Here is an 18,471-nt window from a genome sequence, read left to right as displayed (position 1 = left end):
TCATAAAGCAGCATTAAAAACCATTAAAAAAGAATTTAATAAGGATAAATTTCAATATTTTAATTGTAATAAGAAAATTATGTCGTTTTATCGAAAAATACCTCGATTTACCTCAAAAATAGAGTCATTGTAACCGCGTATAAACCTTGTTAGGATGAAAAAAACGCTGAGTTTATTAGCTTATTAACAGGATTGGCGTTTGCTTTTAACCAATAAATCATTAGATTTTTTTGATTATTACCAACGTTAATCCATCAAATAATTTGCTTACCATTCGGCTAAGAAAACGGAAACGTCGCCAAACACCAGGGCTTATCTATACCAAGAGGGATATCGTATGATGGAGCATTACGCCCCCCCGCCAAATAATGTTATTCGTTCGCTGATTCAACACCCTCACGCGATGTCAATTTATGCCAAAAATATGCCATATCCTCTGAAAGCCGATGTCAGGGAGCTCAGTCTCGATACCAGCAGTATGATATTGGAAGTCGAATACTCGGGGTCTGATATTGAGCACTACCTCGATGAAGGGGGATTAAATTTCGATCTGGAGGCCCTCAAAGGCGTCGATAGCAGTGAGCGAGAAACCTACAGCCTGTGTAATATCCCGACCCGGTTGTTTAAGGTAGACAGCATGCTGTACCGACTGGAATGCCAACTGCCAGAGTCGGTATTTATCAATGAAAACCGAGGCGCGATTCGGATTCCTTTTATTCTCGGGATGCAGGCACGCGTGCGCGTTGAAATCTATCGCCATGTGCTGACCGTAACCGGGAAATTACGCAATCTTTCAACCGGTGGCTGCCTGGTCGAAATCGATCTGGTAGAAAGTATTGCCGTAGAAGTGGGTCAGGACATTCCGGGTATCACCATAGAATTTCCTAATGGCACCACCCTGTTTGCACAAGGCAAAATTCGACATATGCGCCCCTTTGGCAATAACGGTTATGCCGCAGTGGGTGTTCAATTCATTAATTTATCTTCATCACAATCTGAAGCGCTGTTTCATTGCACGAACGAAGTGGAAAGAGAGGCGGCATTTCGTACCGGTATCACCGGCAGCATGATCTATCAATCTCCGCTGTTCATTCCGAGTGCCAAGGAGAAAAGCATTCTGTTACGGGAAAATCAGGAACGCGAGAAACGTACGCGCCAAACCCCGATGGAACGCGGCGTGCTGGAAGTGGCACATCGCCTCCAGATTGGACTGATGTACGTAAAAACCCGCAACCAGCTGCCGCTGGAAATTTTTTATGACTGCGTCGACACCTTGCTGTATCTGGTCAAAAACGATCGCAAAGCCTTCTTGTACGCGCTCTCTTTTCTGCGCGACGAAGCCGACTGGGTGCGGCATGCGGTGCAGGTCTCCGGAACAGTAGCCGACATGTTGCTGCTTCACGATCCTCACGATGCGCAAATACGCGAAGCGGTTCTCGGTACGCTGCTGCACACCATGGGTAAGCCGCTGTTAGTCAATGCCAACCTTCCCTCCCTGAAGGTCAATATGAACCCGGCGCAGAAAGCGATACTGCGCGGCCATGTTACCGAACTGTGCCATAAATTAAGCGAACTTGGCTGGGAAATGAGTCCCATTTGCCGTGAAGTGATCGAGAATGCCAATGAACGTCTTGATGGCAGCGGCTATCCAGCGGGCAAATCGGGCACTCAACTGTCACCGCTGGTCAGGTTGGTGTCGGTGATCAAAGCCGTCAACACATTACGACACGCGCGCAACAGCGTTTCGCCCCGCACGCCGCTGGAGGCTTATCGCAAAATTCATGAAGCGCACGACGCCTATGACAAGCCGCTGTTGGTGAAATATATCCAGATTTATGGCCCCTATCCCATCGGTAGCCTGGCGAAATTCTCGGCCGGTTTCCTGGGCTGGATCCTTGATATTGATAACAAAGGCCGGCCGACGGTGGTGCATTTAGTGAAAAATCTGCGCTTTCCCGATACCAATATCAGCAGCGTGGTATCCAAAGGGGATTTATCTCAGGTTGGCAAACTGGTTAACATCGCCAACCCGCAAGAGTACGGACTCAAGGTGCATAAGTTATAGCGTGGGGCTCAAGCATTGATAACGCTAACACCGTGGGTCGCCAGTGCCGCTGACAATGTGACATCGGTGTCCTCTTCCACCACCAGCGTATTCATCACTGACAAATCACCGATGACAAACGGTGATGCAGCGTTTATTTTTTCTGCCGAGGCCAGCACAATGGTCTCGGCAGCACGTTTTGATAACGCACGTTTGATGCAGGCTTCTTCATAGTCGCCGGTGGTGAGCCCCGCTTCCGGATGCACACCGGTGACGCCCATAAAGAAAATATCGGCGTGATACTGCGCAATACCTTCCAAGGCGGCAGCACCCACGGTCACGATGGAGTGTTTGTAGAGTTTGCCACCAATCAGAATCACTTCGATCAGCGGATGTGCCACCAACCCCAGCGCAATGCTTGGGCTGTGCGTTACCACGGTAATGGATAAATCCACAGGCAGAAATTTGATCAATTCAGCCGTGGTGGTGCCGCCGTCAATAATCACCACCTGGCCTGGTGAAATCAGTTCGGCCCCTTTTTTCGCCACCCTCATCTTCGAATCCATGCGTAGCGACTGACGTTCGGAAAAGGTGACCTTGGCATCAGCGGCAGGCACGGCGCCGCCGTGTACCCGTTGCAGCAGCCCTTGGGCGGACAATTCCCGTAAATCGCGACGCACCGTGTCTTCCGAAACCTCAAGCCACTCACTGAGTGCTTTAGATAACACCTGCCCATCACTGGCAAGCTTTTCGAGAATGGCTTTTTTACGTTGTGGCGTGAGCATCGGGTCCTCTTTATGCACGAAATTAATTGACCATGCGTGTTTTTGCTGTTTATGATGCCTAAAATACACAAAGAGGCCACCAAATGCCATTTAAACATGCAGAAATACGCATACAAAACTGCCAGATTCTCTCTGACGATTGGTATACGCTGAAAAAATACACCTTTGATTTACAACGCCGCGACGGCGAATGGCAGCGACAACACCGTGAAGTTTACGATCGCGGCAACGGTGCCACCATCCTGCTGTATAACCGGCAACAGCGCACAGTGGTGTTAACGCGCCAGTTTCGTTTTCCGACCTATGTCAATGGCTATCACGGTTTTCTGATCGAAACCGCGGCTGGCCTGCTCGATAACATGGATCCAGAAAGCCGGATAAAAGCGGAAGCGGAGGAGGAAACAGGATACCGCATCACCAACGTGCAAAAAGTGTTTGAAGCCTTTATGAGCCCCGGCTCGGTCACCGAGAAGCTGTTTTTCTTTATTGCCGAATACCGCGCGCACGATCGTGCAGGTTTCGGAGGAGGGATTAAAGCGGAAGGGGAGGATATCGAAGTGCTGGAAATGCCCCTGGAGCAAGCGCTGGAGGCGATTGACAGCGGTCTGATCGCCGATGGCAAAACCATCATGTTGCTACAGTACATCGCGCTGAAAGGCATACTTTAAGTGCGCGATGTCGACACCCTCTAGTGCAACACAACCCATTTTGATCGCCAGCCACCTTGCCCATCTGAAAGCCGCTGCGCTGGCCGTGGATCAGAAAGGGCATGTTCCGGTGTTGCGTTCCCTACTCCGCTACCACCAGGTGCACGCCGGTTTGCAGCAAGGCGCTTTTTGCGCTTTCCGGCAAATTACCGTCGGTGATAACGATATCCATCTCTTCCAGTGAGACCGCATTAAACGTGCCCACCTTGCCGTACTTGCTGGAGTCACAAATCAGGATACGTTTATTCGCCGCCGCCACCGCCGCTTTCTTGATGGCAACTTTGGCCTCGGTCGGCGTGGAAATCCAGCGCGCATTCCACGAGGAGGAGGAGATAAAGCTGATATCCACGTTAAGGTTATGCAGAAAATGGGTGGAACTGTCGCCGACGCAGGAACGGTTCTCGCGCAGCACCAAGCCACCGGTGTGGTAGAGCTTGCAGTCGGAATGTTCGATAAGGTAGTTGATCACCATCAGATCGTTACTGACGATCAGCAGATCGTCCAGAGATTCCAACGCCTGCGCCAGTGCCAGCGAGGTGGTGCCCGCATCCAGATACAGTGACATCCCCGGCTGAACGTACTGCGCCGCCGCATGGGCGATCAGCGTCTTTTCGGCAAATTGCAGCGCACGTTTGGTCAGGTGCGACGGTTCCGAAGTGATTTTTTCCGACAGTTGCACGCCTCCCGACACGGAAAGCACGCGTCCTTCCTGTTCCAGCTTTTGGATATCCCGGCGCACGGTCATGTGTGACACACCCAACAGTTCGGTCAATTCGGTGATCGAGATCAGCTCGCGTTCAACCAGTGCTGTGAGTATCAATTGCTGTCTTTTAGCTGGAATCATCTATCGCCTTTTTATACTGTTTTTCACCGGCCATGCGCCGGTAACCGCCTGATGGAATACGCTTATTGCCAAGGCGTATTGTTCAATTCTGTTTATGGTTCGTCAAACGCTTTCCGCCAGATGAGCCCTGCATGCGTACCGGATTCGGGATGATACTCACAGCCTATCCAGTCACGGTATCCCGCCTTTGCCAGTTCCCGAAAAATAAAGGCGTAATTGATTTCCCCCGATACCGGCTCATGCCGGTCCGGCACGGACGCAATCTGTACGTGACCGATACGCCCGGCCAGCGAGCGGATCAGCATGCTGAGATCGCCGTGGGTAATCTGGGCATGGTAGAGATCCAGTTGTACGCGAGCATTAGGGCGGTCAATCATACTCACCAGCCGATCGGTAAGGCGCTGGTCGTGCAGAAAATAGCCCGGCGCATCGCGCGGATTAAGCGCTTCGCACAGTAGCATTACCTGCTGCTGCGCCAGCCGATCCGCGGCCAACCGCATATTGGCGAGCCATAGTTCGGTCGCATCAGCAGTGGAGAGCGATGCTGGCGTATTGCCCGACATCACGTGCAGCTTTTTGCACCCCAGGTGCCCTGCATAGTGTAAAGCCTGTTCCAGTGCTTCTTCGAAGTCACGATCGCGGCCGGGCAGCACCGCCAAACCGCGTTCGCCGCCCGCATAATCACCGGGATTGACGTTAAACAGGGCGAGTTGCAATCCATTGCGACGCAGTTCCTGGCGAATATCCTCCACCGGATACGCGTAAGGAAACAAAAACTCTACCGCGCTGAACCCGGCTCTGGCAGCGGCTTCAAACCGTGCCAGAAACGGCACTTCGGTAAACAGCATCGAGAGATTAGCGGCAAATCTGGGCATCATGTCTCCTTTTCGCCCTCAGGGACGCAGCTCACTGATTTCGGCCTCAGTGAGATAACGCACGTTGCTATCTTTGAGTAAAAACATCAGCTTTGCGGTCTCTTCCAGTTCATCCATGGCATTGGCCGCTTCCGTCAGCGAGGTTCCCAACACCACCGGACCGTGGTTTGCCAACAAAAAGGCATTCGCCTCGTGCGCTCGCTGCGCCAGCGTTTCCGCAATCTTAATGCTGCCCGGCTTAAAATAAGGCAGCAGAGGCATCTTGCCTACTTTCATCACATAGTAGGGGGTGAAAGGACGAATGATATTATCCGGATCGAGACTGTCCAGACAGGACAACGCGGTCAGGTAGGTCGAATGCAGGTGCACAATGGCATTGCAGTCCGGGCGCTGGCGATAAATCGCCAGGTGGAAGGCGATCTCCTTGGACATGCGATCGCCGGTCACTTGCTCTGCGTCCATCGTCACTTTGGATAGCCGTTCGGCCTTCAACGATCCCAGACACGAGTTGGTGGGCGTCGCCAAAATATGACCATCCGGCAAGCGCAACGACAGGTTTCCGGCAGAACCAACGGAATATCCGCGCTGATAGTATGACGCACCGCAGGAAACCATCTGTTCACGCAGTTCACGTTCCATTATTTATTATCCTTCTGATAGAAATCCTGTGCGGTAAAAAAGAAGCGTTCATCGCCAAAATTGCCGGATTTAAGCGCGAAAAAGCGTGCTGCATTCGCCGCCCGTACCCAGGGAACGCCGGGCGCGATTTGCGGGCCGATGAGTAGCGCACCCACCTGCAAGCGCTGCATCACCGCACCAGAGGTCTCTCCGCCTGCCACGATAAAATGATCGAACCCGTGCTGAGCCAGCTTCAGCGCCAACGCGGCGAAGAAAGCCTCTACCGCCGCACTGGCTGGCTTGGCACCGTAACGCGCCTGAATGCGCGCAACGTCATCGCCAGCGGTTGAATAGACGAGCGGCGCAAGCGCACCTTGCTGTTGGCAGACCCACTCCGCCACCTCTGAAACGTAATCCGCAAGGCGTTCAATACAACCGGCAACATCGAGCGGCAGCGCAGGGGCCTGAGCCGCATAAGTGGCGACCTGCGCATTGGTCATGACAGAGCAAGAACCCGATAAAATCACCGTCTTGCCACCGTTAGCGGGTTTGCCCGCCTCACTGGCATCCACGTTACGCGACGATGAACCCCGCGTTTGTACAGAGGCCAGTCCGCCCGCCAGACCCGAGCCACCGGTAAGCAGCGTCAGCGTTTGGCTCGCCTCGGCAATGGTTTCCAGATGCGTGGAATTCAGCGCGTCGGGCACCAGATAGCGATAACCCGCCTGACGCAAATCAGCAATTGCCTGCTGCACCGCCTGCACGCCCGCATCAATCACGAAACAGGGAATGTTTGCCGCGCGCCCTGTCGCCTGCGCTTCCATTAAGCGCATCACGTTGGCATCGCGCATCGGCGTCACAGGGTGGTTACGCATGCCGGATTCATCCAGCGGCACACCGTTGACAAACAGGTAACCGTGGTAAACGGTGCGCCCATTCACCGGCAATGCCGGACATAACAGCGTGATGTCCTGCGCCAGCGCGTCCAGCAGACTATCCGTTACCGGGCCAATGTTGCCTTGCGCCGTGCTGTCGAAGGTCGAGCAATATTTAAAGTAGATCTGCTCACACCCTTGCTGTTGCAACCAACGCAACGCCTCAAGGCTCAGGGCGACCGCTTCCTCTGCCGGACAGGAACGGCTCTTCAGGCTAACAACGATGGCATCCACATCGGTTGTGATTTTTTGTTCATCCAGTTGCGTCACCTGAATAGCGGACAAACCGCCGTTGACCAAAAAGCTGGCGATATCGGTGCCCCCGGTAAAATCATCGGCGATAACACCTATTCTGGGCGGCACGGCGTGGAGCCGTGGTGTGTTGGTTGGCATAGAGATAACCCTGTTCCGTCGTCGAGGAAAGTGCCTCATTATCATCGCTGGTTGTGAAAAAATATTAAATACGGGTCACACTATCGCCGATTCGCGCACTTTTTTGTGATTTATTTTTAAAAAAGGCCGAGAAATTATACAAAAGTCACAAATTGGGCGTTAGGTCATTGTGGTTTATTTCGATTAACGCATACTGATGCTGGACACAAAACGCGCTAACACTCAGGTGACAGTATTTATAAATCATAATAAAAACGTGATAAATAAGCACGTTATAGAAATAAAAACGAGAACGCGCCAGCGGTCGATGCTCGTAAACCCGCCCGACGCAAGATTTAACAAAAAACAACAAAACAGCTTCAGAACTGAACGAGAGATAAGCCAACCGGCCGATCCAGCGGTTCTAACCGGTCAATATTCTCTGTACCTAACCAGAATGATTGAGAGAGGACATCATGTCGAACATCACACGACGCACATTTCTAAAAGCCGCCGCCGTTGTCGCGCCGGCCACGGCGGTTATGGGATTCCCTTTTATTGCAAACGCTGCGCAGCCTGAATTCCATTTCAAATACGGCACCAATTTGCAGCAAGAACATCCGTTCAGCATCTGGACACAGAAAACCGCCGATCTGATCAAAGAGCGCACTCAAGGGCGCGTGGTGATTGATGTGTTCCCGAACAACCAGTTAGGGGGTGATACCGACATGCTGGCTCAGGTAAGGCGCGGCGGTATCGATATGTTTAACCCCTCTTCGCTGGTGATTGCCACGCTGGCCCCGGTGGCGGCGATCAATGCCGTTGGCTTTGCTTTCGCCGATTACGATCAAGTGTGGAAAACCATGGATGGCCCGCTCGGTGCACTGGTGCGCCAGGGATTTGACCGCGTGGGACTGCACGCAATGGAAAACATGTGGGACAACGGTTTCCGCCAGATAACCAGCAATGCCGGGCCGGTGAACACCGTGGCCGATATGCAGGGGTTGAAAATCCGCGTGCCGGTCAGCCCGATCATCGTGGACATGTTTAAAGGCATGGGTGCCGCTCCCGTCGGCATGCAGTATTCCGAAGTCTACTCCTCATTACAGACCCGTGTGATCGACGCGCAGGAAAACCCGCTGGTGGTACTGAAAACCGGCAAGCTGTTCGAAGTGCAGAAGTATTGCTCGTTGACCAACCATATTTGGGACGGCTACTGGTGCATCATGAACAAAAAATCCTGGCAGAGTTTGCCGCCTGATTTGCAGCAGATTGTTGCCACGGCGTTCAAAGAAGGCGCGATGAATCAGCGTGCGGAAATCAGCCGTCTGAACGCCAGCCTGCTGGACGATTTGAAAGCGACCGGTCTTACCTTCAACACCACCGATCCCACCAGTTTCCGTCAAAAACTCAAAGAGAGCGGCTACTACGCCACCTGGCACAAGAAATTTGGTGATGAGGCCTGGGCCCTGCTGGAAGGGGCGGTGGGCAAACTTTCCTAAAGGCGTTCAGCGCGGTTGCCACGTGCCAAGGTAAACGCCCCTGGCACCGTGGCGAACCGTTAAGGTCACGGCCTGTTAGCAACGTTCCTGTTTATCAAACATTCACAAGAGTAAAGCGAATGGAAGTTTCACATCACATCAAGCCGCTCCTGCCACCGGGGAGACTGGCCACTGGTCTGGAAATTTTTTATGACTATATGGGCCGTGGCATCGAGGCACTGGCGGGGCTTCTGGTGCTGGCGGAAATTATCGTCCTGCTCTCCGGCGTTATCTCCCGCTACGTGTTTCACGCACCGCTGGTCTGGTCCGACGAAGTGGCAACCATTGGCTTCGTCTGGCTGACCATGCTGGGCGCGGTCATTGCGCTGCGACGTGGACAGCACATGCGCATGACGGCACTGGTGTCACATTTGTCCGAGGGGAAACGCGCCTTTGTTGAAGCCCTGGCGATGGGCGTGTCATTGGCCTTCCTGATTCTGATTTTCGAACCCGCCTGGGAATACGCGCTGGAAGAGTTGATCGTGGTGACGCCAGCGCTGGAGATCAGCGTATTCTGGCGCGCTGCGTCGATCCCGGTTGGCATCACGCTGATGCTGATCACCATGCTACTGCGTCTGATGTTGTCCGCACCGCGTTCACAGGCAACCTATCTCGGCTTGCTGGTCGTGGCGATCGCAGTGGTGGCCTTCTCCTTCTCCGGCTCGATTCTGATGCCGCTCGGCAAGCTGAACCTGATCCTGTTCTTTGTGGTGATTGTCGCCATCGGCGTGCTGTCCGGTGTGCCTATCGCGTTCTCATTTGCCCTGGCGACCTTCGGTTATCTGGCATTGACCACGCGGACCCCGATGCCCACCATGGTCGGTCGGTTGGAAGAAGGCATGTCGCACATGATGCTGCTGGCGGTGCCGCTGTTCGTGTTCCTCGGTGGGTTGATCGAGATGACCGGCATGGCAAAAGCCATGGTGCAGTGCCTTTCCAGTCTGCTCGGCCACGTGCGCGGCGGGCTCTCCTATGTGCTGGTCGGTGCCATGTATCTGGTGTCTGGTATCTCCGGTTCTAAAACCGCCGATCAGGCAGCGATTGCGCCGGTGCTGCTGCCGGAAATGACCTCACGCGGTGCCAAGCGCGGGGATTTGGTCGCCCTGCTCTCCGTCACCGGTGCGCAAACAGAAACGGTTCCACCCAGCATCGTGCTGATCACCATCGGCTCCGTCACCGGGGTTTCCATCGCTGCGCTGTTTGTCGGCGGGCTGCTGCCTTCTGCCGTACTCGGTGCCATGCTGTGTCTGGTTATCTGGTGGCGTAATCGGGGCGAAGACTTAAGCCAGGTCAAACGCTATAAGAGAAAAGAGATCGCCAAGCTGTTTGTCATCGCGCTGCCCGCGCTGATCCTGCCGTTCATCATCCGCGCCGCGGTCATCGAAGGCGTCGCTACCGCAACCGAAGTGTCTACCATTGGCGTGGCCTATACCGCACTGGTTGGGGCCGTGTATTACCGCCATTTTGATATGAAACGCGCCTGGTCGATGCTGATTGATACCGCATCACTGTCGGGTGCCATCATTTTTATCATCGGTGCGGCAACGGCCATGGCGTGGGGCTTAACGCAATCCGGCTTCTCCAAAGATCTGGCTACACTGATGGCCTCACTGGGCGGCGGCATGACCTTCGTGGCTATCTCGGTGGTGGCGTTCATCATTCTGGGCAGCGTGCTGGAAGGCATTCCCTCCATTGTGCTGTTCGGGCCGTTGCTGTTCCCGATTGCACGCGATTTGGGCGTACACGAAGTGCATTACGCCATGGTCGTGGTGCTGGCAATGGGCATCGGGCTGTTCGCACCGCCGTTTGGCGTCGGCTATTACGGCTGCTGTGCGGTCAGTAAAACCGATCCCAATGAGCCGCTGCCTTACATTTGGGCTTATCTGGGCGCAGCTACGGTCGGGCTGATTATTGTTGCCATGTTCCCATGGATTTCCATTGGGTTCTTATAACAGCAGCCGCTAACACCATTACATCCGGCTGTTGACAGCGGATAAGGAAATAGCATGGAAAATCTGACGTTTGAACACGCGCAGCGCGCCGTTAATGTCGCACTGGCGCTGTCACAAGACAAATACGCGGGTCGTCCATTGACGGTCGCGGTATGCGATCGCAGCGGCGTACTGCTGGCCTATGCCCGCATGGATGGCACCAAGGCCTTCACGGCAACGCTGACACAGCGCAAAGCCTATACCGCCGCACAGTTTGGTATTCCCACTGCAAAATTGCTGGAGCGGCTGCAAAAAGAAAATCTCTCGCTCTCCTATTTTGCTGACGACAACTTTTCACCGCTGCCCGGCGGCATCCCGGTACTGCGCGGTCAGGCTGTGATTGGCGCCGTCGCCGTGGGTGGAATCAGCGTTGCGGAAGATGTCGAAGCGGCTGAACTGATCGTTTCCGCGATCTCAGAATAATAAGGGGTTAACAATGAAAAAAGCGGCCATATTTCACACCAGTAAAGGGACGCTCGCGATGGTGGATGAGCTGGCAAAACGCATCATGCCGGACGTCACACTGATGCACATCGTGGAAGATTCCATGATTGCCGATGTCATGGCACAAGGCGGCGTCACACCCGCCATCAATGCGCGCATTGCCGCCTATGTCACCAGCGCGAATCTGGCTGGCTGCGACATCTTCTTTACCGCCTGCTCCTCGATTGGTGCAAGCGTGGAGCGTTGCCAGTTTATCAGCCCGATCCCGGTGATGCGTATTGATGAAGCCATGGCGTTGGAGGCGGTTGAACGTTACGACACCATTGCCGTACTGGCGACGGTTGGCACGACCCTGGCACCCACACTCGAGCTGATTCAACGCAAAGCGGCCGAGCTTGGTAAACAGACGGTGATTCACTCGCAGTTGATGGCCGACGCGTTCACCGCGTTTCTGGCCGGTGAACTGAATAAACACGATGCCATCGTGGCGGCGGGCATTCACGAGGCGCTCGGGAAAAACTGTGATGCCATCGTGCTGGCTCAGGCGTCAATGTCGCGCGTATTGGCGTCAGTGGGTGAACTGCCGGTACCGGTGCTGACCTCGCCAGAGCGCGGGATTCAGTTGTTGAAACAGCGCCTGGATGCGCAGAACTAACCGCAGAGGCAAAGGTATGAGAAAAATTGTTATTTCCGTCGCGCCGGTGGCGGGAGACACCACATCCGCCAATCCGGAAGATGTCGCCAGAGAAGCGATCGAATCCTACCATGCAGGTGCAGCGATGGTGCACCTGCACGTGCGCGAGCGTAATGGGCAATTGACGCGCGATCCAACGCAATTTCAGGAAACGCTGCGTTTGATCCGCCAACACACCGATATGGTTATTCAGGGCTCAACGGGCGGCGTTTCGGCTATGACCATCGAAGAGCGCTGCTCACCGCTGGACTGCCCGCTGGTGGAGATGTCGTCGCTGAATGCCGGTTCCGTGAATCTGGGTGATGTGGTGTATCGCAACCCGATGCCGGAGATCAAGTACGTCACCGAGCGCTGTGTGCAGACCGGCATTGTGCCGGAAATTGAAGTGTTCGAACTGGGCATGATCCATAACATGCAGCTTATCGCGCAGGAAATGCCGCTGCCGACGCCGGTTATCTATGCCATGGTGTTAGGCCATAAAGGTGGCTGCCCGGCAACGCCCGCCACGCTGGCGCTGTTTAGCCAATATATCCCACGCGATGCGCTGTGGAGCATCACCCACTACGGACGCCGGGATGATTTTTCGATATTAACGGCGGCGTTGGGTCTGGGTGCCTGTATGGTCAGAGTCGGGTTTGAAGACAGCGCCTACCTGTCGCCCACGCAGAAAGTGGAGCACAACGCGATATTGATTGAGCGCATGAGCACCATCATCAAAAATATCGGTTTCGAGGTCGCGACGCCGGAGGATGCCCGGCAGATGTTTGGTTTGAGGCCATTGGCCTGACGGGATAGCGATATCAAGCAGACGTCAATCGGCGTCTGCTACTTCCTTTTTACTACCAGCCGCAGACGTTATGTTCATCTTCCGTGTCATACGCGCGCACGGTATTAATCAACTCCCTGATCACTTCAGCCGCCACATCCGGCGCTAATAAGGTAATGGGGGTTTCAGTCTCATAATCGGCTGACACGCCGTTGCTGTTGTTGGTGACTGTCACCGTGTACGTTATTTTGCTCATTCTACACCTCGCTCTGCGTTCAACACTTTTTTCAACCCAAATCCTTGCAGCTTCACCTCAGGATCGGCGAAGAAATCAATCATAAAATAGGTATCTTCGGTCAACGGCGCGATACGCTGCCACTGCGACGGTGCCGTTGCCAAGAATGCCCCCGCTTCAATGCGCATTTCGCTGTCAGGCGTCGGCGCATCCGCCGCAGAGAACGCTTGATAGCTGACTGCGCCCTGCATGACCGACACACGTCCGTAAACGCCCGGCTTATTCGCATATATACCGCAAACCGGCTCTGGCAATGTGGTATTGCTCCAGAACGTCGTGGCATATTTATGAATATAATTTTCAGGAATCAATATCATCATTATTCCTTGATGTTACTGACCATTGCTGGTGCAGATTTTAATACGTCGGGCTCAACGAAAAATTCGATATTAAAATAGGTATCTTCCGTCATGACTTCGATGCAGTGCCATTTCTCTGGCGGAAATACACCAAAGTGTCCGGCAGTAATCAGCAATTCACGCTCAGGTTCGGGTGTGGTTGCATCGGCAAAACCCAGATACTTTACGGCACCGCGTATCACCGATAACCGCGGGTAAACGCCGGGCTGGGTGCCCGCATCCAGATGGCGTTTAAAAATGCCGGCAGGCGCGGTGTCTTTATTCCAAAAAGGCGTGGACCGCGTATGAATACATTGCTGCGGAATAGGTAGCATGTTTATCCCCCTTTATGGGTACAGCGTGCGTTTGAACCCTTTCAAACGACCTCATGCGCTTCCGACAATACAAAAGATTCATGAAAAATACAACTTCAAAAATAATACCATCCTACAGATGAAAATAATTAATTAACGCGGTAAAGATAAAGCGAAAAATACCGCATAAGGTTAACGGTAAATAAACCATTCCCGACATTGATTTTATTCTTTATTGGAATAAAAATTTCTTTTATGGGACGCATCCATTATTAAAAAAGACAAAAATTACCTAGTCACCTGAAAATACTAGAGATTTATAATAGCTTTTACTACAATCCCCGCGATATTGATAGAAACCGGCGTGGCTAAAGGAATAGGTCGCTGGCGCAATAGCGTGTAGCGCTAATTTTGTGATAAACCGACGTTCGGTTTCTGCGTCACTCTTAATGCAGGAAGGAACCTGATGAAATCGAAAACACTGCTTGCTTCACTGATATTCACCACCTTATTGGTGGGTTGCGATCAATCCACACAACAGACAGCTGCCGCTCCTGCGGAAAAACCCAAAACCCCGGTACAACGGCGTGGAGACATTGCCAGCGATTATCGTTATTCGTTACAAGCCGATGGCCCTGATATCTGCTTGCGACGCGTGGTCGAGATATTGGGCAAAGAGACCAAAGTGACGTCGGTTAAATCCTTTTTTGGCACCGGCGAAGCATTGAGCAGTAGCCCTGCCTTTGTGACACCGAAAGGCGTATTGAAAACCTGCTCGGTAGAATACCAGGATCCGCAGGATGGCAAAAAACTGCTCAGCCTCGATATGGATGCTTTTTCCGGCGAATTCAAAGCACCGGTTCGGGTGAAAATCACCGTCACGGGCAATGCCGACAGCTTTAAACTGGATGATTACCTGATCGCGCTCAGCAAGGTTGATGCCGCAGCCATCAAGCCTTTCCTTGACGGTAAAAAAAGCTGGTTAGATACCTATTTCTCCGAACACGCACTTTACTCCGTAACGCTAAATGAACCGGGCCCGTTTAATGACAAGCACGTATTGTCGATCAGAATGGATGGGCTATTAACCAGCAACGGTATCAATAAATATGTCACGGCATCCCTCTCTATGGATGGAAAGCGCGTGATAAAAGACGGCTTTAAAGCAGGAAAATAACACCGTCACAGCAAGGGGTGCTAGCGAAGTTCGGGGTGAAAAATGCGCTTACTCTCGGCGCAGTGCTGACTTTACCCCCCATCAGCGCTATAACTGGACCGTTACCTTTCGGGTGTGCAGCAGCGTTTCAGGCGCTGTTGCACGCTACGTCAACCATCAATGGAGGTTTTTCATGGCCAGTTCTTCGACCTATGTGCCGCCCAACGTATGGCAGCCAGCCCCCTCTGGCGGCGCTTTCGCCAATATCAACCGTCCGGTTTCCGGCCCAACCCACGAAAAGGCGCTGCCGGTCGGCAAGCACCCGCTGCAACTCTATTCGCAGGGCACCCCGAACGGCGTAAAGGTCACGGTAATGCTGGAAGAGCTGCTGGCGCTTGGACATACCGGTGCCGAATACGATGCCTGGCTGATTCGCATCGGCGAAGGCGATCAGTTTTCCAGCGGTTTCGTTGAGGTCAACCCCAATTCCAAGATCCCGGCGCTGCTCGACAGCAGCGGTGAAACACCGGTGCGGGTGTTTGAATCGGGTTCGATCCTGCTCTATCTGGCAGAGAAATTTGGTGCCCTGCTGCCACACGATGCGGCTTCGCGTACCGAAGCCCTCAACTGGTTGTTCTGGCAGATGGGCTCTGCACCGTTCGTCGGCGGCGGTTTCGGCCATTTTTATGCCTACGCGCCGGAAAAATTTGAGTACCCGATAAACCGTTACGCGATGGAAACCAAGCGTCAGCTCGACGTATTAAACCGCCGTTTGGCTGAAAACCGTTATCTGGCGGGGGATGACTACAGCATCGCCGACATCGCCGCCTGGCCCTGGTATGGCTGGCTGGTGCAAGGCACCTTGTATGGCGCAAGCGAGTTTTTATCCGTACAGGATTATACCCACGTGAAACGTTGGGCTGATGAGATTGCGGCACGCCCCGCAGCCATCCGTGGCCGTAAGGTCAACCGCACTGGCAACGATGGCGTTGCAGAACGCCATCAGGCATCCGACCTGGATTAATGCCCTTCCCGGCGCTATCGCCAGTTCGCTGGCGATAGCGTTGTTATGCTCACCAAGCTATCAGTGCGATATCTCAGAGGCGGTGGAGGACAACGCGGCATGTTTTCCCGCCTGTTGTCGATGCGCATCGCGCCAGCACAGCAGTGCCGCCAGCGCACACACTGCCAGCATGAGCAGCGGCGGCAACAGCGTACCATCGTGTAAAACGCCGAGCAGCACGCCGACCACACCGCCGAACAGGTACTGCATCACCCCCAGCAGCGACGACGCCACGCCGGTCTGCCCCGCCGCCGATCCCATGGCGACCGCCACGCCGTTGCCAAACACCAGGCTCAGGCTGCTCATGGTCATAAACAGCAGCGCCGTTAACAGCCACAGCGTCGCGCCACCGCTCAACCACAGCCCTACCAGCAACAAGGTTCCGACCAGATGTATCCCTAATCCCACGGCGAGAATCTGCTGCTCGCGCCAGCGGTTAAGCAGAAAGATGTTGATCTGCCCGCACACCACCATGCCCAGCGCATTCGCGGCAAACAGGGTGCTGTAGAGGGTGGGAGAGAGATGGAAATAATCGATAAAAATAAATGCCGATGCGCCAATGTAGGTAAACAGTCCGCCCATGGTAAACGCCCCGGACAGGGTGAATCCCATATAGATGCGCTGGCGAAACAGCGCGGTATAACCGACAAAAGCCGCACCAATATTGCCCTGCATGCGCTGACTTCGCGGCAGACTCTCTGGCACCCAGCGCCAGGTGGCAAACAGCATGATTGCCCCGACGATACCCAGTCCCCAGAAAATCGCCTGCCAACCCAGCGTACCCGACAACAGGTTGCCCAACGGCGGTGCCACAATCGGCGCTATCGCCATCACCTGCATCAATAGCGAAAACACCTTGGCCGCTTCACGCTCGGCGTAAAGATCGGCCACGATGGCTCGCGGGATCACCAACCCTGCCGCACCGCCAATGCCCTGCAACAGGCGGAAGAAAACAAACTCGGTCAATGAGGTCGCATGAGAAAGACACAGCGATGCAGCCAGAAACAGCACGATACCCAACAGCAACGGTCCTTTTCGCCCGTAGCGATCGGTAAACGGCCCATAGAGAATCTGCCCGAACGCCAACCCGATAAGAAACACCGAAAGCGAAGTTTGCATACCAGCAGCATCGGCACCAATGGCGTGGGCGATCGCAGGGAATGCAGGCAAATAGAGGTCGATGGACATGGCGTCAAACGCGCACAGTATCCCGAGAATGGCGATAAGGGTAAAACGGTGCACGCCCGGCCGTAAAGACTCAGACATTGATGTAACCTTGTTAACAATGCAAAAGAAGTAATAACCGTCGGCAAAGTGCTGACCAATCGGCTAACATGCGTAATACGCAGCGCAATATATGACTGATCAGTCGGAAATGCAAGGTAGGGAAATGGCACGCAAACAAACCATTGATAGCGATCAGATCCTTGATGCAGCGGAAGCCGTTTTGCTGCGCAGTGGTGTGCACGGTTTCACCCTCGATGCCGTTGCCGCTCAGGCAGGCATCAGTAAAGGTGGGCTGGTTTACCGTTTCCCCAGTAAGGATCAACTGATTCAAACCCTGTTACAGCGGGAACTGACTCGTTTTTCGCAAGACGCTGAGCAGCAAAGCGTGCGTTATGGCGACACACCGGGTGCCGATATGTTGGGTCATATCAGCGCTATCGGACAAGAGACTGAAGAAACTGCGTCGCGCGCCATTGGCTTGCTGACCGCGCTGGTCCATGCCCCGGCCATGCTGGCACCGGTACAAACCTTTTACCGCACGCAACTGGCGCGTCTGGCACAAGCGACACCGCTCACCAAACGCTTGCGCATTGCTTTTCTGGCCGCAGAAGGCGTGTTCTTGCTTCACGGCACCGGCTTTGCCGCCATCAGCCGGGATGAACGCCAATCCATGCTTGATGACGTCTGCGATATGGTGCGTTCGGCCTATAACAGCCATGAAGAAACCGCACGACCTAGCGGTTCAATACAGGCCTATTCCCCCAGTTCGCCACCGTTTCCCCCGACACCGGCGGTCGCCTGGTTATCCGCCAACGGCGTGAACGGGGTCAGCCTGTCGGTAGAGCGCAGGCATGCACGCGCGGCACAGATTATTGCCACCGCTACGCAGATTATCCGCCGTGACGGCATCGCCACGCTGACGCACCGCGCGGTCGCCGCTGAAGCCGGAGTACCGCTGGGATCAACGACCTACCATTTTAAAAGCCTGGACGACCTGCTCAATGCAGTGATGCGTGAAGCCATCGCCCTGTTTCGCGAAGATATGTTTCACTGGCTCAATGCGCGCCGCCATGACGACCCTTGCGAAGTACTGACCCAGTTTATTTTGCGCGGCACCACCGACATTCAAGATCTGGCGCGCGAGTACGAACTGTTTACCGCCGCTATTTCGCGCCCTTCCCTGCGTCCTATGGCACTGGAATGGTCAAACACGGTAATTGCGCTGTTGAAACTGGTGGTACCCGACAATGCCGCCCAGCCGCTCGGGACGCTGATGAACGGCTTTTTCATTCGCGCGCTGTTAACGCAACATGAACACCCGCTGACCCATCGGCAAATTTACCCGGCGATAGCCGCGCTGTATCACGCCTTCCGTTAATCCCTGACGGCTTTCCTGCGGGAGAACCTCTCCACGCATTGCCATTCCCTTATGCTTTTTGTGCCTTTACATTTTATTGACAAA

At 54.0% G+C, this 18,471-nt stretch carries 19 protein-coding genes; 10 read left to right on the top strand and 9 right to left on the bottom strand.

Annotated features, from left to right (window positions below; all coding sequences use genetic code 11):
- Window positions 1–337: 337 nt before the first annotated feature.
- Window positions 338–2,065: an HD domain-containing phosphohydrolase gene (locus J5069_RS00475; protein ID WP_264642012.1), complete on the top strand. Its 1,728-nt coding sequence runs from the start codon at window positions 338–340 to the stop codon at window positions 2,063–2,065.
- 8 nt (window positions 2,066–2,073) lie between these two features.
- Here the strand turns inward: J5069_RS00475 and J5069_RS00470 are convergent, their stop codons facing one another.
- Window positions 2,074–2,829 carry a DeoR/GlpR family DNA-binding transcription regulator gene (locus J5069_RS00470; RefSeq protein ID WP_264642011.1) on the bottom strand — a complete coding sequence of 252 codons (756 nt, stop codon included), beginning with the start codon at window positions 2,827–2,829 and terminating at the stop codon, window positions 2,074–2,076.
- An 83-nt stretch (window positions 2,830–2,912) separates the two neighbouring features.
- On the opposite strand from J5069_RS00470, the gene nudK reads away from it, so the two are divergent.
- Window positions 2,913–3,497, top strand: coding sequence for a GDP-mannose pyrophosphatase NudK (gene nudK / locus J5069_RS00465; RefSeq protein ID WP_264642010.1), 585 nt, complete (start codon window positions 2,913–2,915; stop codon window positions 3,495–3,497).
- A gap of 121 nt (window positions 3,498–3,618) precedes the next feature.
- Here nudK and J5069_RS00460 read toward each other — a convergent pair whose 3' ends face one another.
- The 4 genes from J5069_RS00460 to otnK form a co-directional block, all read right to left on the bottom strand.
- Window positions 3,619–4,380 carry a DeoR/GlpR family DNA-binding transcription regulator gene (locus tag J5069_RS00460; RefSeq protein ID WP_264642009.1) on the bottom strand — a complete coding sequence of 254 codons (762 nt, stop codon included), beginning with the start codon at window positions 4,378–4,380 and terminating at the stop codon, window positions 3,619–3,621.
- A gap of 92 nt (window positions 4,381–4,472) precedes the next feature.
- Entirely contained in the window at window positions 4,473–5,255 is a 783-nt protein-coding gene (gene otnI / locus J5069_RS00455) for a 2-oxo-tetronate isomerase (protein WP_264643675.1), read from the bottom strand.
- 18 nt (window positions 5,256–5,273) lie between these two features.
- Window positions 5,274–5,894, bottom strand: a complete 621-nt coding sequence (locus tag J5069_RS00450; RefSeq protein ID WP_264642008.1) for an aldolase — start codon at window positions 5,892–5,894, stop codon at window positions 5,274–5,276.
- Window positions 5,894–7,201: a 3-oxo-tetronate kinase gene (otnK, locus tag J5069_RS00445; protein ID WP_264642007.1), complete on the bottom strand. Its 1,308-nt coding sequence runs from the start codon at window positions 7,199–7,201 to the stop codon at window positions 5,894–5,896. The genes J5069_RS00450 and otnK overlap by 1 nt, the downstream gene beginning before the upstream one ends.
- Window positions 7,202–7,656: 455 nt before the next feature.
- On the opposite strand from otnK, the gene J5069_RS00440 reads away from it, so the two are divergent.
- From J5069_RS00440 to J5069_RS00420, 5 genes are all read left to right on the top strand, one after another.
- Window positions 7,657–8,682 (top strand): TRAP transporter substrate-binding protein, encoded by a 1,026-nt coding sequence (locus tag J5069_RS00440; RefSeq protein ID WP_264642006.1) that lies wholly within the window; start codon window positions 7,657–7,659, stop codon window positions 8,680–8,682.
- A gap of 119 nt (window positions 8,683–8,801) precedes the next feature.
- On the top strand, window positions 8,802–10,673 hold the full coding sequence (locus J5069_RS00435) for a TRAP transporter large permease subunit (protein ID WP_264642005.1): 1,872 nt from the start codon (window positions 8,802–8,804) through the stop codon (window positions 10,671–10,673).
- 54 nt (window positions 10,674–10,727) lie between these two features.
- Window positions 10,728–11,135, top strand: a complete 408-nt coding sequence (locus J5069_RS00430) for a GlcG/HbpS family heme-binding protein (RefSeq protein ID WP_264642004.1) — start codon at window positions 10,728–10,730, stop codon at window positions 11,133–11,135.
- Between the two features lie 13 nt (window positions 11,136–11,148).
- Window positions 11,149–11,811, top strand: coding sequence for an aspartate/glutamate racemase family protein (locus J5069_RS00425; protein ID WP_264642003.1), 663 nt, complete (start codon window positions 11,149–11,151; stop codon window positions 11,809–11,811).
- A gap of 16 nt (window positions 11,812–11,827) precedes the next feature.
- A complete protein-coding gene (locus tag J5069_RS00420; protein WP_264642002.1) occupies window positions 11,828–12,637 on the top strand; it encodes a 3-keto-5-aminohexanoate cleavage protein in 810 nt (269 codons plus the stop codon).
- A gap of 52 nt (window positions 12,638–12,689) precedes the next feature.
- Here J5069_RS00420 and J5069_RS00415 read toward each other — a convergent pair whose 3' ends face one another.
- From J5069_RS00415 to J5069_RS00405, 3 genes are read right to left on the bottom strand one after another with little or no spacing between them, the layout of a single operon-like run.
- Entirely contained in the window at window positions 12,690–12,872 is a 183-nt protein-coding gene (locus J5069_RS00415) for a DUF1869 domain-containing protein (RefSeq protein ID WP_264642001.1), read from the bottom strand.
- On the bottom strand, window positions 12,869–13,231 hold the full coding sequence (locus J5069_RS00410) for a DUF1971 domain-containing protein (protein ID WP_319801650.1): 363 nt from the start codon (window positions 13,229–13,231) through the stop codon (window positions 12,869–12,871). The genes J5069_RS00415 and J5069_RS00410 overlap by 4 nt, the downstream gene beginning before the upstream one ends.
- The gene (locus tag J5069_RS00405; RefSeq protein ID WP_264642000.1) at window positions 13,231–13,584 is read right to left on the bottom strand and encodes a DUF1971 domain-containing protein; all 354 of its coding nucleotides are present in this window, start codon (window positions 13,582–13,584) and stop codon (window positions 13,231–13,233) included. Before J5069_RS00405 ends, J5069_RS00410 begins: the two co-directional genes overlap by 1 nt.
- A gap of 445 nt (window positions 13,585–14,029) precedes the next feature.
- Between J5069_RS00405 and J5069_RS00400 the strand changes: the two genes are divergently transcribed.
- Both J5069_RS00400 and yghU read left to right on the top strand, forming a co-directional pair.
- Window positions 14,030–14,740, top strand: coding sequence for a hypothetical protein (locus J5069_RS00400; protein ID WP_264641999.1), 711 nt, complete (start codon window positions 14,030–14,032; stop codon window positions 14,738–14,740).
- Window positions 14,741–14,912: 172 nt separating this feature from the next.
- Window positions 14,913–15,743, top strand: coding sequence for a glutathione-dependent disulfide-bond oxidoreductase (gene yghU, locus J5069_RS00395; protein WP_264641998.1), 831 nt, complete (start codon window positions 14,913–14,915; stop codon window positions 15,741–15,743).
- Window positions 15,744–15,803: 60 nt separating this feature from the next.
- Here yghU and J5069_RS00390 read toward each other — a convergent pair whose 3' ends face one another.
- Complete coding sequence (locus tag J5069_RS00390; RefSeq protein ID WP_264641997.1) at window positions 15,804–17,048, bottom strand: multidrug effflux MFS transporter; 1,245 nt, start codon at window positions 17,046–17,048, stop codon at window positions 15,804–15,806.
- 124 nt (window positions 17,049–17,172) lie between these two features.
- Between J5069_RS00390 and J5069_RS00385 the strand changes: the two genes are divergently transcribed.
- Complete coding sequence (locus tag J5069_RS00385) at window positions 17,173–18,387, top strand: TetR family transcriptional regulator (RefSeq protein ID WP_264641996.1); 1,215 nt, start codon at window positions 17,173–17,175, stop codon at window positions 18,385–18,387.
- The last annotated feature ends 84 nt before the right edge of the window (window positions 18,388–18,471 follow it).

Source organism: Candidatus Symbiopectobacterium sp. NZEC127 (assembly GCF_025962675.1).
Taxonomy (GTDB): domain Bacteria; phylum Pseudomonadota; class Gammaproteobacteria; order Enterobacterales; family Enterobacteriaceae; genus Symbiopectobacterium.
The sequence above is the reverse complement of the archived record's forward strand: the minus strand, read 5'-3'. Positions and strand labels throughout refer to the sequence as shown.

What these genes read in the sequence shown, in the direction of transcription:
- J5069_RS00390 (WP_264641997.1), bottom strand. Translation starts at nt 17,048, where the DNA reads ATGTCTGAGTCTTTACGGCCGGGCGTGCACCGTTTTACCCTTATCGCC.
- J5069_RS00460 (WP_264642009.1), bottom strand. Translation starts at nt 4,380, where the DNA reads ATGATTCCAGCTAAAAGACAGCAATTGATACTCACAGCACTGGTTGAA.
- J5069_RS00425 (WP_264642003.1), top strand. Translation starts at nt 11,149, where the DNA reads ATGAAAAAAGCGGCCATATTTCACACCAGTAAAGGGACGCTCGCGATG.
- otnK (WP_264642007.1), bottom strand. Translation starts at nt 7,201, where the DNA reads ATGCCAACCAACACACCACGGCTCCACGCCGTGCCGCCCAGAATAGGT.
- J5069_RS00470 (WP_264642011.1), bottom strand. Translation starts at nt 2,829, where the DNA reads ATGCTCACGCCACAACGTAAAAAAGCCATTCTCGAAAAGCTTGCCAGT.
- J5069_RS00385 (WP_264641996.1), top strand. Translation starts at nt 17,173, where the DNA reads ATGGCACGCAAACAAACCATTGATAGCGATCAGATCCTTGATGCAGCG.
- J5069_RS00415 (WP_264642001.1), bottom strand. Translation starts at nt 12,872, where the DNA reads ATGAGCAAAATAACGTACACGGTGACAGTCACCAACAACAGCAACGGC.
- J5069_RS00420 (WP_264642002.1), top strand. Translation starts at nt 11,828, where the DNA reads ATGAGAAAAATTGTTATTTCCGTCGCGCCGGTGGCGGGAGACACCACA.
- J5069_RS00430 (WP_264642004.1), top strand. Translation starts at nt 10,728, where the DNA reads ATGGAAAATCTGACGTTTGAACACGCGCAGCGCGCCGTTAATGTCGCA.
- yghU (WP_264641998.1), top strand. Translation starts at nt 14,913, where the DNA reads ATGGCCAGTTCTTCGACCTATGTGCCGCCCAACGTATGGCAGCCAGCC.
- J5069_RS00400 (WP_264641999.1), top strand. Translation starts at nt 14,030, where the DNA reads ATGAAATCGAAAACACTGCTTGCTTCACTGATATTCACCACCTTATTG.
- J5069_RS00450 (WP_264642008.1), bottom strand. Translation starts at nt 5,894, where the DNA reads ATGGAACGTGAACTGCGTGAACAGATGGTTTCCTGCGGTGCGTCATAC.
- nudK (WP_264642010.1), top strand. Translation starts at nt 2,913, where the DNA reads ATGCCATTTAAACATGCAGAAATACGCATACAAAACTGCCAGATTCTC.
- J5069_RS00475 (WP_264642012.1), top strand. Translation starts at nt 338, where the DNA reads ATGATGGAGCATTACGCCCCCCCGCCAAATAATGTTATTCGTTCGCTG.
- J5069_RS00410 (WP_319801650.1), bottom strand. Translation starts at nt 13,231, where the DNA reads ATGATGATATTGATTCCTGAAAATTATATTCATAAATATGCCACGACG.
- otnI (WP_264643675.1), bottom strand. Translation starts at nt 5,255, where the DNA reads ATGCCCAGATTTGCCGCTAATCTCTCGATGCTGTTTACCGAAGTGCCG.
- J5069_RS00440 (WP_264642006.1), top strand. Translation starts at nt 7,657, where the DNA reads ATGTCGAACATCACACGACGCACATTTCTAAAAGCCGCCGCCGTTGTC.
- J5069_RS00435 (WP_264642005.1), top strand. Translation starts at nt 8,802, where the DNA reads ATGGAAGTTTCACATCACATCAAGCCGCTCCTGCCACCGGGGAGACTG.
- J5069_RS00405 (WP_264642000.1), bottom strand. Translation starts at nt 13,584, where the DNA reads ATGCTACCTATTCCGCAGCAATGTATTCATACGCGGTCCACGCCTTTT.